We start from the raw sequence: 15,673 nt of genomic DNA, 5'->3' as shown, positions 1-15,673 counted from the left end.
TCTCTTCCTTTAGCGACGAGCTTTTTTGTCGTCATGAACATGACCACGGAAGGTCTTCGTCGGTGCGAATTCACCGAGCTTGTGGCCCACCATGGACTCGGTCACGAAGACCGGGACATGCTTGCGACCATCATGCACAGCGAAGGTGTGACCGATGAAGTCCGGAGTGATCATCGAACGGCGCGACCACGTCTTGATGACGTTCTTCGTGCCTTTCTCGTTCTGTTCGTCGACTTTCTTCTGTAAATGGGCGTCGACGAAGGGGCCCTTCTTGATGCTACGTGACATCTATTCGACGCTCCTTACTTACGGTTCTTGCCATTGGGACGACGACGAACAATCATCTTGTTCGAAGCCTTCTTCGGACGGCGAGTACGAACTTCGCCCTTGCCCCACGGCGACACTGGCGGCTTACCACCGCGAGTGGTACCACCATGCGGGTGGTCGACCGGGTTCATGGACTCACCACGAGTGATCGGGCGACGACCCATCCAACGAGCGCGACCTGCCTTGCCGAGCTGCACATTGGCGTGGTCGGAATTGCCGACCTCACCGATGGTTGCGCGGCAGCGAGCGTCGACGTTGCGGATTTCTCCGGACGGCATACGCAGCTGGGCGTAAGCACCGTCCTTGGCGACAAGCTGAACGCCTGCACCAGCGGAACGCGCGATCTTGGCACCGCCCAGAGGACGAAGCTCGATAGCGTGGACGATCGTACCAGTCGGGATGTTGCGCAGCGGCAGATTATTGCCGGGCTTGATATCGGCATTTTCGCCGGTCTCGATGACGTCACCCTGCTTGATGCCCTTGGGCGCTACGATATAGCGCTTCTCGCCATCTGCATAATGCAGGAGGGCGATACGAGCGGAACGGTTCGGATCATATTCGATCTCAGCAACACGAGCAGGAACGCCGTCCTTGTCCCAACGCTTGAAATCGATGAGACGGTACTGACGCTTGTGGCCGCCGCCGCGATGGCGAGAGGTCACACGGCCGTAAGAGTTACGACCGCCGGTGCTGTTGAGTTTGCGTACCAGCGACTTCTCAGGCGTGGAGCGCGTAAGGTCGGAGAAATCCGACACGGACGCACCACGACGGCCCGGAGTCGTCGGCTTATAAACGCGGATAGCCATAATGAGTTCTTCCTTTGACTTTTTCGGCTATTGCTTCAGTTGCCGAAGATGTCGATCGACTGGCCCTCGGCAACGGTCACGATCGCGCGCTTTTCATTGACGCGGCGACCGAATCCGGTGCGGGTGCGCTGACGCTTGCCGGCGCGGTTGAGGGTGTTGACGTTCGTCACCTTGACATTGAAGATTGTTTCGATGGCCTGCTTGATCTGAACCTTGTTGGCATCAGGAGCGACCACGAAAGTGTACTGACCACGGTCACCGGCGGCATAACTCTTTTCAGAGACAACCGGCTTGATGATGACATCGTGGGCGGGATTGTGAATAGCTACCATATCGTTCAGGCCTCCTTGGGCTCAGTCTTGGCGGCAACGAAGGCATCGAAGCCTTCCTTACTGAAGACGACATACTGAGCGGTAACCACATCGTAGGTGTTGAGCTGATCTGCGAAGAGCACATGCACCGTCGGGATGTTGCGAACGGAAAGCCACTCGTTGACGTTGTCGCGCGAAAGCACGACAGTGGTGAACTCGTTCTGGCTTACCGGGGTCAGCGCAGCGATAGCGGCTTTGGTAGACGGAGTGTCCTTGATACCAAAGTCGACAACGGCGACGTGACCGGCATTCGCACGGTTGGAAAGCACATAGCGCAGTGCGCCGGCCTTCATCTTCTTGGGAGTGCGCTGGGAGTAATCGCGCGGCACCGGGCCGTGAGCGATACCACCGTGAACCCACTGAGGAGCGCGAATCGAGCCCTGACGAGCGCGACCGGTGCCCTTCTGCTTCCACGGCTTCTTACCGCCACCGGAGACATCGCCACGGCTCTTGACCGCGTGCGTACCCTGACGAGCAGCAGCGAGCTGAGCGATGACGACCTGATGAATCAGCGGAATGTGAGCCTCGACTTCTTCATTGGAGATGCCGAAGATCTCGACCGGCGCCTCAACGGTGCCAGCGGACTTGCCCTTGGCGTCGGTGACATTGAGTGTTACGTTAGCCATGATTTATCAGGCTCCCTTCACAGCCGAGCGAAGCAGGACGATGCCACCCTTGGGCCCTGGAAGAGCACCCTTGATGGCGATGACGCCGTTCTCCGTATCGGAGGAAACGACCTCAAGGTTCTGCACGGTGGAAGTGACATGGCCCATACGACCGGCCATACGCTTGCCCTTTAAGATACGGCTCGGAGTCGCGCATGCACCGACTGAGCCGGGGCGACGTTCGTTCTTGTGCGAGCCGTGAGTACGACGATAGGACTTGAAGCCCCAACGCTTGATGGTTCCGGCGAAGCCCTTGCCCTTGGTCGTACCGGTGACGTCCACTTCCGAACCATCGGCGAACAAGTCGGCGGTCAATTCCTGACCGGGCTTGAAATCGTCGACGTTGTCCGTACGGACCTCGACCAGATGACGACGCGGGGTAACGCCCGCCTTCGCGAAATGACCAGCCATGGGCTTGGTCACCTTAGTGGGATCAATTTGGCCATAGCCGAGCTGAACGGCCTTGTAGCCGTCGCTCTCTTCGGTCTTGACGCAAGTGACCACGTTCGTGGACACATCAACGAGCGTCACGGGAACGAAGAAACCTTGTTCGTCCCAAACCTGCGACATGCCAAGCTTGCGGCCCAGCAGTGCAGAACGATTTGCTTTCTGCAACGACATGCTTCTCCCCTCCTTTACAGCTTGATCTCGATATTGACATCCGCAGGCAAATCGATGTGCATCAATGAATCCACGGCCTTGGGGGTCGGGTCCACGATGTCGATGAGGCGCTTATGAGTACGCATCTCGAAATGCTCGCGAGAATCCTTGTATTTATGAGGAGAACGAATTACCACAAAGACGTTCTTCTCAGTAGGCAGAGGAACCGGGCCCACCACAGTGGCACCCGCGTTCGTGACCGTCTCGACGATTTTCTTCGCCGATTGGTCGATGACCTCATGGTCATAGGACTTAAGCCTGATGCGGATTTTCTGTCCCGCCATTGCCGTCCGCCCTTTCTAGCGATTGTTGACATTACCAACCCATTTAAGGACACCGGCGCGTACGACCCCCGGGAAATCCCGTGGCCGTGACCACATCAGTGTGCAGCACTACAGCGCCTTCGAGAGGACGGCACCGGGCTGCACTCGCTCTTTTTCTTACAATTTGCGAGCCTAAAACAGGCAACTGTTCTATTAAAGCATCGGGGGGCTACTAGGAAAATTCGGGCGTGTCGTTGGCATTCCTTGCGTTTGCGTGTTTTTTATACCACTTCCGTGTAGTCCCCACCGTGTGAAAACCATTTCGATTTTTTTAAAAAACAGTGCCCCAAAAATATGCAAATTTCGGATGATCGATCATACGAATATTGCTGAAAATACTAAATGATGCCTACCATCATGCAGACGGCAGGCATCATCAACGTTGAGTTTTTCGCCCTCAGCGTTCGACTATCTCCACTTCCGTGACGGCGGTTCCTCCTTCACGCGCGAGACGACGGGCGTGGCCTTCGGCTTGCGCAACACCGTAATAGGCGGCGATGGCGATATCCTTCATATCCTCGATCTGCGGAACCCGTGGGTTCGCGGGCGTGCACTGGTCCTCGTAGGCTCGCATGCCGATCTGGTCCAGGATACTCCAGAAATACTCCTCATCGACGCCGCATTGCTGGAAACTGGAATCCATGCCGAGTTTGTTGTCGCGATAGTCCTCAACGGCAAGCGCAAGGTTCTCGACGCCCTCCTCGGCCGTCTGGCCCGGGTCAATCCCCAGAACGCGGGCGAATTCCTGGTAGCGTTGCGGGGCGATGTACTTGTCGTATTTCGGCCAGCTCGTCGGCTCCTGGGGAACCGAGCCGTTGTAGCGGATGACATACGGCAGCAGAATCGCGTTGGCATGTCCGTGGGCCACATCGCACAGCGCACCGATGGTGTGGGCCATGCCGTGGCACATCCCAAGGAACGCGGAACCGAACGCCATGCCCGCCATCGTGCCGGCGTTGTGCATCCTTTCCTGCGCTTTGATCTTGGTCTCGCCCGGCCCGGCACACACAGAGGTCTCAAGGTTGTCCCAGATCAGCTTGGCGGCATGCAGGGCCATGCCATCCGTGAAATCGTTGGCATAGACGGAGACATAGGACTCCATGCAGTGCGTCAGCGCATCGAAACCGGTGTTGCTGGCGAGCGTTCGCGGCTGGGTGCGGGCCAGGACCGGGTCGACGATGGCCACCGACGGAGTCAGTGCATAATCGGTGATCGGGTACTTGTAGCCGGTTTTGTGGTCGGTGATCACGGCGAACGGGGTGACCTCGGAACCAGTACCCGACGAAGTGGGGATGCACACCAGCTTGGCCAAGCTTCCCAGCGGCGGAATGCGGAAGGCGCGCTTGCGGATGTCGAAGAACTTCTCGCGCACATCGTCGAAGGAAATCTCCGGGTGCTCATAGAGCAGCCACATGATCTTGGCGGCGTCCATCGGCGAGCCGCCACCCACGGCGACGATGGTGTCGGGGCGGAATTCGTCACGCATCATGGCCGCGCCACGCTCCACCGTCTCGACCGACGGCTCAGGTTCGATGTAGTCGATGATGCGGAACGTGGCCGGCTCCGGACGGCTGCGCAACTGGTCGATGACCTTGTCGATCACGCCGAGCTGCTCCATGACCTTGTCGCAGACGATGACCACGCGGCGGACGTTGTACATGTCGCGCAGATAACGGATGGCGTTGGGCTCGAAATAGGTCTTCGGCGGAACCTTGAACCATTGCATATTGTTGTTCCTTCGCGCGATTCGCTTGATATTGAGCAGATTGACGGCCTGTACGTTGCCGGAGACGGAATTGCCGCCGTAGGAGCCGCAACCGAGCGTCAGGGACGGGGCGATGGCGTTGTAGATATCGCCGATGCCGCCGAGCGCCGAGGGCTGGTTGACGATGATGCGGCAGGCGTGCATGCGAAGTCCGTAGCGACGGATCAAGTCGTGGTCGTCGGAATGAATGACGGCGGTGTGGCCAGCCCCGAATCGGAGCATCCCTTCGCACATGCTGAATCCCTGTTCCTCGGTCTCGAAACGCAGCATGGCGTGCACCGGACAGAGCTTTTCGAGCGTCAACGGCTCCTGCTCCCCCACCTCCTTGCATTCGGCCACGAGAATGGTGGCGTCTTCGGGAACGCTGAAACCGGCCTCGCGGGCGATGAACTGCGGGGATTTGCCCGGCACCACGGAGTTGAGTTTCGGGGTCTTGCCGGAGTACGCGGTGCAGCCGAACATGTAACGCTCGAGCTTGGTCTTCTCATCGGCGTTGACGAAGTAGGCCTTGCGGCGCTTCAGTTCGTCGACAAGAGGGTCGTAGATGTCGGTGTGGGCGATGATGCCCTGTTCCGTGGCACAGATCATGCCGTAATCGAAATGCTTCGAGAGCACCAGGTCGTTGGCCACACGCTTGACGTCGACGTTCGTGTCGACATACGCCGGCGCGTTGCCTGCACCAACGCCGAGTGCGGGCTTGCCGGAGGAATACGCGGCATGAACCATCCCGGGACCTCCGGTGGCAAGAATCGTGGCGATATCCGGGTGGGTCATCAAAGCCCCGGTGGCTTCGGTGGAGGGATGATCGATCCACTGGATGCAGTCTTTCGGAGCGCCGGCGGCCACCGCTGCGTCACGCACGATGCGTGCGGCTTCGGCCGAGCAACGCTGCGCATAGGGGTGGAAGCCGAAAACGATCGGACAACGGGTCTTCAGCGCGATCAGCGACTTGAAGATCGCGGTGGACGTCGGGTTGGTAACCGGGGTGACGCCCGCGACCACGCCGACCGGTTCCGCCACCTCGTCGATGCCCGTCACGTCGTCCTCATGGATGACACCGACCGTCTTCTGCCCGGCAAGGTAATGGGTGACGTGCTCGCAGGCGAAGATGTTCTTGGTGGCCTTGTCTTCCACCAGCCCGCGTCCGGTTTCTTTGACCGCCATGTCAGCCAGCACCAGATGCTTGTTGAGTGCGGCGATCGAGGCCTTGGCGACGATGCGGTCGACCTGTTCCTGGTCGAGTTTCTCGAATTGCCTCAAAGCCTCGACGCCACGGGCGACCAGTTGGTCGACCTCCCGGTTGAAGTCAGGCTTTTTGGTTTTTTGGTTTCCTTCGTGGGTGGAGTCCCAGCATTCTTAGGTTGTGCCGTCATGACTTCCCTTTCTGTTCAATGCCATCATCCCGTCACACATCATTGCTGTAATGTGACTTAGGTCACAATATAATGGAGGAACGCTACGTTTTTCCTTTTGTTTTAGCTTGAGGCTTTACCTGACATTTCATGTTCGTTTTTGGAGTATGAAACCGAATAATCCTGCTCATTTTTGTGCGCAAAGCACGTTAAGAATGTTCAACCGAACAAAACCTCACATCGAACGCAGTCAAAAAGAATTTTCGTTAGCGCTAACGAACCGAATGGAGAATGTCAGACGTCAACAAGACCCGCCTCATCTTCCTACCGACTGTTGTCAATCTCTTTGCCCAATGTAAAAAACCTACAGGAGACGCCCCCGCCGAAAGCAACCACAGCTTCAATCAAAACGCGCAGCCTGCATGCGCTCACGGCGCACATCCATGCGCACAGCGGTGACCAAACAGGACCTCCAGCAAGCACTGGGGCTCAGTCTGCCCACCATCAGCCAGAATCTTCGTGCCCTCGAGCAAAGCGGGCTGATCGCCAGAGGCGAAACGCTCGATTCGACGGGCGGACGAAGGGCCCGCACTTACGTTTTTCAACCGCAGACACGTTGTGCCATCGGCGTGGGAACGGCAAGCAATCAGGTGACGCTTTGCGCAGTGGATCTCAAGGGTGATGTCATCGCCTCAGAACACTACAACGTCACCTTTTGCTCCGATCCGAAATTCATCGCGGACATCGGCCAAAAAATATCACGGTTTGCCGCCGGCCTTGAAAGCAAAGGATCACACGTCCTGGGCGCGGCATTCGCCATCAAAGGTCTCATCTCCGAAGACGGGGGCGAAGTCATCTATGGCAATATCATGAACGATACCGGTCTGAAAGTCCAAGCGCTTGAAGCGGCGACGGGCCTCAAATGCGCGCTGATCCACGATTCCATGGCATCAGCATCGGCCGAGCTGTGGTTCGACAAGAGCATTCACGACGCGATATGCCTGTATCTGGGGCGACGCCCCGGCGGTGCCATCATCGCCGACGGCGCGATCAGCCTCGGACCAAACCGGCGCAACGGCACCATCGAACACATGACGCTGGTGCCCGGCGGACTGCCCTGCTACTGCGGCAACAAAGGCTGCATGGACCCTTACTGCTCCACGGATTTTCTGACCAATCACGGTGGGCAAAGTTTGGACGGTTTCTTCAAAAACGTCCGCGCCGAAGACGAAAAAGCCTGCCGACGTTTCGATTCATGGCTCGACTATTTGGCGCAGACCATCAACAACGTACGCAACGTACTCGCCTGTGACATCATTATCGGCGGCCCGGTGACGCAATATCTCACCGCAGAGGATTTCGCCAGGCTCAGAGCCAAATGCGACGGTCTCAATACCTTCCGGTCCGATACGTACCAGATTCGCAAAAGCATCTGCGGCCAAGGCCAGGAAATCGTGGGGGCGGCATTGCACTATATCGACCCATTCGTCAGCGGCATCTGCAAGTAAACGACTGCGACTGCATACTTGCGACCAGCTACAAAAGCCTAACTGCGACCAAAAGCACGTTTAAAGGCCTATTTGCGTGCTTTTGGTTGTAGCCGATATAGAAACGCGACGATAAGCACGCACAATCATGCTTATCGTCGCACATGTCTGCAGTCCATTCAAACGGACGCGGCCATCAACCAATCTCAGACAATCTGGCAGAACTCGATGGTCTCGCGGTTCGGGCCGTAGATGTTGAAGTAACGAATGCCATTGTCCCAGAAAGCGGGGATGGACTGGATCTCCTTGTCTTTCAGCTCAAGCCCAAGCGCCTTCGCGTTCTCGAACGCGGCCTCGATATCCGGGGTATCCAGCGCCCAATGATTGATGGCGCCGTCCTTCATCGCCACCGGATCGCCTTCCCACGTCTCGATGGTCAAGTGGCCGTAACGCAGGAACGCGCAACGGTTCTTGCCGTTCGGGAAGAGGCCCACGAGCTCGAAGCCGAGCTTCTTGGTGTAGAACTCGATGGTCTCGTCCAGGTCCTTGGCGGGCATGCCGGAATGCTGGAAATCCGTAGTGAAATCGGACATTGGTTTCATCTGTACTCCTTTTTAAAATTTACTGACTGCAAGCCTACCCAAGTCTTGGGTGCCTTGAACTGTCGGTTTGACGGATCGGAAACATACTGGATGGTAAGTTTGCCGAGCTCTGTTACGCCGAAATCTACTTGCCGACCTTGACGACGGCCTTGGAAACGCCTTCGATCTTGCCGTCAAGGAAGTCCTGCACGTCTTCAAGCTTGAACTCGTGGCTGATCAGCGGCTCGACGTCCACCTTGCCGCTTTCCAACAGACTGATGGCGTCCTTAAAGGTCAACGGGTTGATGAAGGAACCTTGGATCCGCAGCTGCTTCTTGTAGATGTCATATGTATTCATCTCGAAGCTCGCTTCCTGCGGACCCACGCCGAACATCAGGACCTGAGCGCCCTTCTTGGTGGCCAGAACCGCGCTATGCTGCGTCTGCGGCAGACCGACGGCCTCGATGACGATGTCATATTTGTTTTCGGGAATCGCGACCTTTGTGGTGTTGTAGATGTTCTTGACATTGAACAGACGCTGGTTGAGCTCGAGCTTTTCGTCGAACAGACCGGCGAAATCGACCTGGTGGACGCCGTAAGCCTGCAATATCTGCACGAAAAGCTGGCCCATGAAACCGTCGCCGATCACCAACGCCTTCTGATAGGGATGGATGTCGAGCAGATCCACGCCGTGCACCGCACAGGAAATCGGCTCGATGGTGGCGGCGTCCTTGAGACTAACGCTGTCGGGCAGCTTGTAGACCACGGTTGCCGGCGCGGTGAACTGCTCCTCGAGGCCGCCGTCACGCGTCACGCCGACGGCACTCAAGGAATCGCAGAGTTCGGGGCGTTGGGTCAAGCAGTATTCGCACTGGCCGCAGTAGATGTTCGGGTCGACGGCCACACGGTCGCTTGGCTTGACGTTGGTGACGCCCTCGCCGACGGCTTCGACCACACCAGAATTCTCGTGGCCCAGCACGATCGGCGGCACGGCGGAGGCGGAGCCCGGACGGCCGGCATAAAGATCGTGGTCGGTGCCGCATACGCCCGCATATGCGGTATTGATCAGCACCTCGCCTGCCTTGACTTCAGGAGTCGGCAGATCCTGGATTTCGAATTGCTTCACACCGGTTAATACAAGAGCCTTCATCGCTGTTCCTTTCCAAGCTTTATTGCTGGCTTTGCGACCGACCGCCACTGAGTTCTGCGCTGATTCTCAACGAAAAGTCAACATCGGCTTTGGCCCGCAACAAGCTCACTATAACTCTCATGAACAACTTATGCAAATCGACTTTCTAGAAGTTTTGCATTCTTTTCTCTTTTACCTTTGCCATCGGCGCATTCGCCGAATCTGCGAGGAAAATCAAGGAAATCGATGCCGAATCCTGACTTTCATCGCTTGTCCAATTGAACATGCGTGCGAAATCAAGAGAACCGGGCCAAAACCCTGATTTTCATCGCATCATTGCCAGGATCAGTGTGTACGGAGCCGAATGGATATGAAAAATCCCCCCGCAACCAGTTGGTTGGGAGGGATTTTGCAACAGTTTGAAAGCGAAAATCAACGCTTCGAGAACTGAGGCGCGCGACGTGCCTTGTGCAGACCTGCCTTCTTGCGCTCCACGACGCGGGCGTCGCGGGTGAGGAAGCCGGCCTTCTTCAGTGCGGCGCGGTTGGCGTCGCGATCGATGGCGTTCAGTGCGCGGGCCACGCCGAGGCGGATGGCGCCGGCCTGACCGGTGGTGCCGCCACCCTCGACGAGGACGATGACATCGAACTTGTTCTCAAGCTTCAGCAGAACGATCGGGGAGTTGACCTCACGCTGCTGCAGACGGGAGGGGAAGAACTCCTCCAGGGTGCGGCCGTTGATGGTCCACTTGCCGGAACCGGGAACCAAGCGCACACGGGCGATGGCTTCCTTGCGGCGACCCGTGCCGTAGCCCGGGGCGATCTGCGAGGCACCGGTGCCAGCACCGGCGTTGGTTTCGGTAGTGAATGTTGTAAGTTCCTCTTCGGTCTCTTGAGCCGCGGAGTTATTGGTATTTTCAGCCATGATTCGTTATCTCCTCTCGGTTCACTTGGCCTGCTGCGAAACCGCAGCGATCTCAATCGGCTGGGGCTTCTGTGGGGTGTGCGGGTGATCGGGACCAGCGAAAACGTGGAGACGATCGAGCTCGACCTTGGACAGACGGTTCTTCGGCATCATGCCCTTGACTGCTTCGCGGATGATGCGCTCAGGATTGTGCTTCAAGAGATCGGCGTAGCTGTCGGCGCGAAGGCCGCCGGGACGACCGGAGTGCGCATAGAGCACCTTGTCCATCTTCTTACCAGTCAACGCGATCTTTTCGGCGTTGATGATGATCACGTGATCGCCCAAATCGGCGTTGGGAGCGAAGGTCGGCTTGTTCTTGCCGCGCAGCAAAAGCGCTGCCCTGGTCGCAAGCTTGCCCAGCACCACGTCGGTGGCGTCAATGATGTACCAGTCGTGAGTCAGATCAGCTGGCTTCGGTGTGAAAGTTTTCACGAGTGTACCTTTTCTTTATATTGTGTTCCCGGCCAAATCGGCAAAACCTTGACGATGATGCCTTTCCGACCGCTTTATCCGTGGGCTCCCTGAAAGTCCTAGTGCGAGTGGGAAAGCGCTTTGAAGGACCCCTCTAGGGAAACACAACAACTCACCATTGTACCTACTCCCCTGACTAAGCGCAACGCGGCGAAACGGCCGGCGACCGCACGACAATCTCCACGGTAAGCGCGCACGCTGCGAAACGGGGACCGATCCGGACTCCTCCACCTCTGATTATGCGAGCAACAAGACAATCCTGCTAGAAAACGTACACTTTATCGGCGCAAAACATACGAAAACTAACAGGATTGTCTGTTACCGGCGCAAGTATCAGCGCAGACGGTTTGCGGCGGCATGCTGAACGTCGGTCGAAGCGTCTTCGGAAAGCCTTGTGAGAGTAGCCTGCGAACAGTTGGGATTGAGCGCGACGGCACGACGGACCATCGCCGAAAGGATCGACGGCGCCTTCGGTTCGGATTCGACGCCCAGTTTGCTTAGAAAATCAAGCGTATCGGCTGTGGTTTCCGGGTTTTCGGCACCCTCGAGACGCATCTTCCACGAAGTCTGCGGGTTGTGCAGCGCGGCCTCCCGCACCTCAATGACCCTGTCTTTGGTAAGCCTGCCGACCAACCAGTTCTTGTCGTCCGCGTTGGAGGCGACAGCCTTGCGCACCTCATCGTTCTCGTCCTCGGAAAGCTTGACCAGGATGTTCGGGAAGGGCATGGTCGAGGCCAGAAAAATACGGTCCTCCACAGGGGTGTGCTCATTGCCGGCCACCGCCTCTAGCAATGCAGTCGCACGCGAGAAAGCGGCCTGATCCGATTTCGGCGGCAGGGGCTTGCGAGCAGCCGCGCTCAATTCGGCGGAATCCTCGGTATGCCTCAGCTCTTCGTATGTGTTGGTCAGCGGTTCGAAGTCGGCATCACCGGCCTCATCATCATTGCCGGAATCGGTCGACCCCTTGGAATCGCTTGCGGAATCACTACTGGAATCATTGGTAGAAGCGTTACCAGAATCAATGTCGGAACCACTATCAGAATCATTGGCGAGGCCATTACCGGAGCCAAGATCGGCTTTGCCGGAATCATCCGAAGCCGCAGCAGCGCCGGAAACAGATGAGCCATCACCGTTTGCATCACCCTTGGAAAGGGCGGTATCGGAAACTTCAGCCTTGGAAGCACCTTCTGCCACCGCGTCGACGGGCATGGCGTCTTGATTCTGGTTCGTTTTATCCTGTTCCGTTTCGCTCATGGTTCCAGCTTAACGCGAGCCGAAGAATCACGGACAAGGCAATACACGGCCACGTAAGCACTGAGCGGCAAAAACGCAATTCCCCGGTGTCGATGCTGTGAAGACGCAGCAGCGAATAGACAAACGTGAAGTTTTCCGCTTCCCTGCTGCCGAACCCAGGCACCTTAATTTTGAATCCGCACAATTCCGCCATTTTAATTTTTCGTATTTCCGCATTCATAGCACGCTGAAGCAAAAATTCAGAAAATCCGCTTCCCTGCTACGCACCGACACGACACCCAGAATCCGCAGACATCAAATTGATTTTGCACGTATCAAATCTACCCAGCGGTTTTAAGACATGGATGCACTGACGGAAAACTGACATTCCGAAGCCATCAAACGGCGGAAAGCGTCACTCGGGCGTTGAACGCCTCACGAACGCGCGTCTCGAAATCCCCCGCGTTCGCCGACGGAACAGCGAGATGTATGGTGACGCGATCGGTGAATTCCCTGCCTTCCTCATTGCCTCCAACTTGCGCAAGCAACTGCTCGAAACGGCCCAGCCAAGAGTATTGAAGCACCACGCGATAATGCCGCATCGGCACGATCCGCTCGACATCGGCCGCCTTTACCGCCATCGAAGCGGCCGTGGAATAGGCACGGATCAGTCCGCCGGAACCGAGAAGTATCCCGCCGAAATATCGGGTGACGGTGATGACGCAATCAGTGAGCCTGCCCATGCGAATCACGTCAAGGATCGGCTTGCCCGCAGTGCCGCTCGGTTCGCCGTCATCGCTCATCCGCTCTTTGGCCGCCCCAAGAGCGGCGCCGTAAATCGCCGCGAAGGCGACGTGACGGGCTTTCGGATTTCGGTCTCGTACGGATTGAACGAACGCGAGCGCCTCGTCCATGGTCTTGATATGACAGGCGTCACCGATGAATTCGGACTTCTTCTCGATAAACGAAGCCTGCGCGGGCGCGCTGGCGGAGTCGATAATCGTGGAAAAACCGTCAATGCTGTCGTTGCGTTCCCTGCCCACCGATGCACCTTCCAGCTATGTCAAAAACTTTTGGATACTTCCACTGTACTTTTGGTCGTGGGCACCACGTCAAAATCCTACGAACATGACGTCACCATCATCGTCAAACCGCCGATTTCCCTCGAGTACGCCTCATTTCCTACGCCGTCACCAAAATCAATTGTAAAAATTCTTATTCTAAAATATCAAAAAATGGAATTTTGACCTGCTGATCCCGTTTTGTCTGCTATACTTACCGGGTAAGGAGCAGAGGACAAGGGCGTTCCTCAGCTCCCCATACAAATCCCAAACAACGAATTAATGACCTGCCAAGGCCTCGGATTTCGCCGAAATCCCTCTTTTCAATTATCTAGCTTTTACCAGTCGCGCACCATCCTTGTCGCCGTCTACCACGACTTTGACCGCAGTCGCACCATTCGCTTCAACCGAGCCGATTTGAAAAACAAGAAACATACCAGGACATACCGGCCTTGCACGCACGTCATATTTGCCGTCTACCATATTGCTATGCGAATCACCACCGAACGACTTATTCTGCGGCCTTGGAAACACGGCGACCGACACGAGGCCGAATCGTTGTTCCGTTACGCTTCAGACCCGGAAATCGGGATCCGCTGCGGGTGGATGCCGCATCGCAACGTCGAGGAAAGCCTGAACACCCTCGATAACGTCTTTACCGGCGACGAAAACTATGCCATCACATTGCGAAACGGCGACGACGACAGGCCGATCGGGGCCATCGAACTGAAGAAAACCGGACCGGACGACCACGTTGGCGAATTCGTGCGGGAAGCTATTGACAGGCACAACCTCTTCGCGGGTGTCGACGAAAACGAAACGAAACGGGCACTCGCCCACTACGACGGCGACCGCGTGCTCGGCTACTGGATCGGACGGCCGTTCTGGGGGCAGGGCATGATGAGCGAGGCACTGTGGGCGATGATCCGGCACGCGTTCGCAAACCTGGGGTGCAACGCCGTGTGGGGCGGGCACTACGTTGAAAACCCGGCTTCCGGCAAGGTGATGGAGCATTGCGGGATGCAAGCGGTGTGCCGCAAGGACGGCGACTACTTCCCTCTGATCGACCAAAGGCACGACGCCATGGTGCGGGTGATCACGAAAGAGGAATGGGAACGCAACAACGAAAAACCGGCAACAAGGTATGGAAGATAGGTGCTCCAACCTCATTGCCGGCCGATATTTATTCAGATACGCGTTAGAAAACTAGCCCTTGGCGATCTTTTCGGCCGTCTCCCCGATCTTCTTGGTCGTGGGAAGCCAAAGGATGATCATGAACAGCACCGCGTGCTCAACGATGTTGTAGGCGGTCATCTGGGCGTTCCAATGCTTGGACTGCCACATATCGAACCATTCCGAACCGATGATCGAGAAGCCGCCGTACCAGATGCAGATGGCGATGATGAACATGACGTAGCCGAAGGTCTTGGACTTCGCGAACGTCTCCTCATCCTTATTGACCGCTCGAATCATCTTGTACGTGCCATAATAACCGGTCAGGCACGTCAAGGTCTCGCACAGGATCAGGAAGCAGTAGCCGATGACATGGATAGGCACGGCGTTGATCGCACGCCACGTGACCGTGTTGGCGGCGGGCAGATCATCCATCATCATGACGTGGTGGATGAACGCGTAGTTCGAACCCCAATCCATATAGTTGCCCATCGCCACGAAAAGCGCGAACGAAGCGAACATGAAGACCACGAAAATCTTGATCCATCGCTGTATTTTGGCTTCCAACATATTTCTCTCTCTTTCTACTGCGAAACCATTTCAAAGCACCATTGACATTGACACAGTCGAAAACCTTTAGAACCGGTGTCACATAATCTCGTACTATTGCCGAAAGTGGCTTCGACTTTGCAACTTAACTACGTAGGACAGTGACTACTCTACACAAATAAAAAGTACATTATGCAATTTCTTAGTGAGATTCAATACAAATGGGAGTAAACGTTATGGATCAAAACTATGAAACTCTATAAAAGAAAGTTATAAAAGGCTATCCCAAAACAAAAAGATTCCGCATTCAAAGCATTCGTGAGTTCATGTTGCGATTATTTGGAGTGATTTAGCATGTTTTACCGTGATGTCGGCAACGGTGACGGACACCCCGAAACGCAAGTCGGGAGTAAGCCTAAGCCTACTCCCGACTGCATCTTCATTTATACCTCTAAAGCGGAGCCGGAGAGATTCGAACTCTCGAACCGCTTGCGCAGTTAACACCTTAGCAGGGTGCCCCTATCGGCCACTCAGGCACAGCTCCGAGCTACACACGCATACGCGAGCGCAACATTTCATAACTATAGCAGTATCCGGCGACGCACGCCACTCCGATTTTGCCTGTGTCTTCATTTTTTCTTCATACCGTTCCTAGATCCGGCAGCGGCATACACACGACCAACGATGCATACGGCATCCTCGCTTTTCCGTCGTTTCAGAGACGGTAACGGCGATGAGGACGGCCAGAAAAGATAGG

General features: G+C 56.3%; 15 protein-coding genes, 1 tRNA gene and 1 pseudogene. 2 read left to right on the top strand and 15 right to left on the bottom strand.

Translation table 11 applies throughout. The annotated features are described in order from the left end of the window. Positions 1-9 precede the first annotated feature (9 nt). The 7 genes and pseudogenes from rpsS to adhE form a co-directional block, all read right to left on the bottom strand. Entirely contained in the window at positions 10-288 is a 279-nt protein-coding gene (gene rpsS / locus OZX74_RS02245) for a 30S ribosomal protein S19 (protein ID WP_091847714.1), read from the bottom strand. 14 nt (positions 289-302) lie between these two features. Beyond that, complete coding sequence (gene rplB, locus OZX74_RS02240; protein ID WP_277146284.1) at positions 303-1,133, bottom strand: 50S ribosomal protein L2; 831 nt, start codon at positions 1,131-1,133, stop codon at positions 303-305. Between the two features lie 35 nt (positions 1,134-1,168). Continuing rightward, complete coding sequence (rplW, locus tag OZX74_RS02235) at positions 1,169-1,465, bottom strand: 50S ribosomal protein L23 (protein WP_277156950.1); 297 nt, start codon at positions 1,463-1,465, stop codon at positions 1,169-1,171. Positions 1,466-1,470: 5 nt separating this feature from the next. After that, complete coding sequence (rplD, locus tag OZX74_RS02230) at positions 1,471-2,130, bottom strand: 50S ribosomal protein L4 (protein WP_277156949.1); 660 nt, start codon at positions 2,128-2,130, stop codon at positions 1,471-1,473. A gap of 6 nt (positions 2,131-2,136) precedes the next feature. Next, on the bottom strand, positions 2,137-2,790 hold the full coding sequence (rplC, locus tag OZX74_RS02225) for a 50S ribosomal protein L3 (protein WP_277156948.1): 654 nt from the start codon (positions 2,788-2,790) through the stop codon (positions 2,137-2,139). Between the two features lie 14 nt (positions 2,791-2,804). Further along, entirely contained in the window at positions 2,805-3,113 is a 309-nt protein-coding gene (gene rpsJ, locus OZX74_RS02220) for a 30S ribosomal protein S10 (RefSeq protein ID WP_003808013.1), read from the bottom strand. Positions 3,114-3,549: 436 nt separating this feature from the next. Then, positions 3,550-6,231, bottom strand: a pseudogene (adhE, locus tag OZX74_RS02215) (bifunctional acetaldehyde-CoA/alcohol dehydrogenase); the annotation flags it as partial. A 481-nt stretch (positions 6,232-6,712) separates the two neighbouring features. Between adhE and OZX74_RS02210 the strand changes: the two are divergent. Beyond that, the gene (locus tag OZX74_RS02210) at positions 6,713-7,777 is read left to right on the top strand and encodes an ROK family transcriptional regulator (protein ID WP_277156947.1); all 1,065 of its coding nucleotides are present in this window, start codon (positions 6,713-6,715) and stop codon (positions 7,775-7,777) included. 185 nt (positions 7,778-7,962) lie between these two features. Here the strand turns inward: OZX74_RS02210 and OZX74_RS02205 are convergent, their stop codons facing one another. The 6 genes from OZX74_RS02205 to OZX74_RS02180 form a co-directional block, all read right to left on the bottom strand. Continuing rightward, entirely contained in the window at positions 7,963-8,358 is a 396-nt protein-coding gene (locus OZX74_RS02205; protein WP_277156946.1) for a VOC family protein, read from the bottom strand. A 124-nt stretch (positions 8,359-8,482) separates the two neighbouring features. Next, a complete protein-coding gene (locus tag OZX74_RS02200) occupies positions 8,483-9,487 on the bottom strand; it encodes a zinc-dependent alcohol dehydrogenase family protein (protein ID WP_277156945.1) in 1,005 nt (334 codons plus the stop codon). Between the two features lie 411 nt (positions 9,488-9,898). After that, on the bottom strand, positions 9,899-10,390 hold the full coding sequence (gene rpsI / locus OZX74_RS02195; RefSeq protein WP_277156944.1) for a 30S ribosomal protein S9: 492 nt from the start codon (positions 10,388-10,390) through the stop codon (positions 9,899-9,901). Between the two features lie 21 nt (positions 10,391-10,411). Beyond that, complete coding sequence (gene rplM / locus OZX74_RS02190; protein WP_277146276.1) at positions 10,412-10,861, bottom strand: 50S ribosomal protein L13; 450 nt, start codon at positions 10,859-10,861, stop codon at positions 10,412-10,414. 372 nt (positions 10,862-11,233) lie between these two features. After that, the gene (locus tag OZX74_RS02185) at positions 11,234-11,923 is read right to left on the bottom strand and encodes an AbrB family transcriptional regulator (RefSeq protein WP_277157388.1); all 690 of its coding nucleotides are present in this window, start codon (positions 11,921-11,923) and stop codon (positions 11,234-11,236) included. Positions 11,924-12,531: 608 nt separating this feature from the next. Then, positions 12,532-13,176, bottom strand: a complete 645-nt coding sequence (locus OZX74_RS02180) for a YigZ family protein (protein ID WP_277156943.1) — start codon at positions 13,174-13,176, stop codon at positions 12,532-12,534. A 507-nt stretch (positions 13,177-13,683) separates the two neighbouring features. Here OZX74_RS02180 and OZX74_RS02175 point away from each other — a divergent pair. Beyond that, positions 13,684-14,349, top strand: a complete 666-nt coding sequence (locus tag OZX74_RS02175) for a GNAT family N-acetyltransferase (RefSeq protein WP_277156942.1) — start codon at positions 13,684-13,686, stop codon at positions 14,347-14,349. A gap of 51 nt (positions 14,350-14,400) precedes the next feature. On the opposite strand, the gene OZX74_RS02170 is transcribed toward OZX74_RS02175, so the two are convergent. Together OZX74_RS02170 and OZX74_RS02165 are read right to left on the bottom strand one after the other, a co-directional pair. Next, a complete protein-coding gene (locus OZX74_RS02170) occupies positions 14,401-14,937 on the bottom strand; it encodes a DUF2165 domain-containing protein (protein WP_277156941.1) in 537 nt (178 codons plus the stop codon). A 436-nt stretch (positions 14,938-15,373) separates the two neighbouring features. Beyond that, positions 15,374-15,460, bottom strand: a tRNA-Ser gene (locus OZX74_RS02165). Positions 15,461-15,673: the final 213 nt, after the last annotated feature.

This window comes from Bifidobacterium sp. ESL0798, assembly GCF_029395415.1.
GTDB lineage: Bacteria > Actinomycetota > Actinomycetes > Actinomycetales > Bifidobacteriaceae > Bifidobacterium.
Note: the sequence above shows the minus strand (reverse complement) of the source record. Positions and strands in the feature narration are given on the sequence as shown.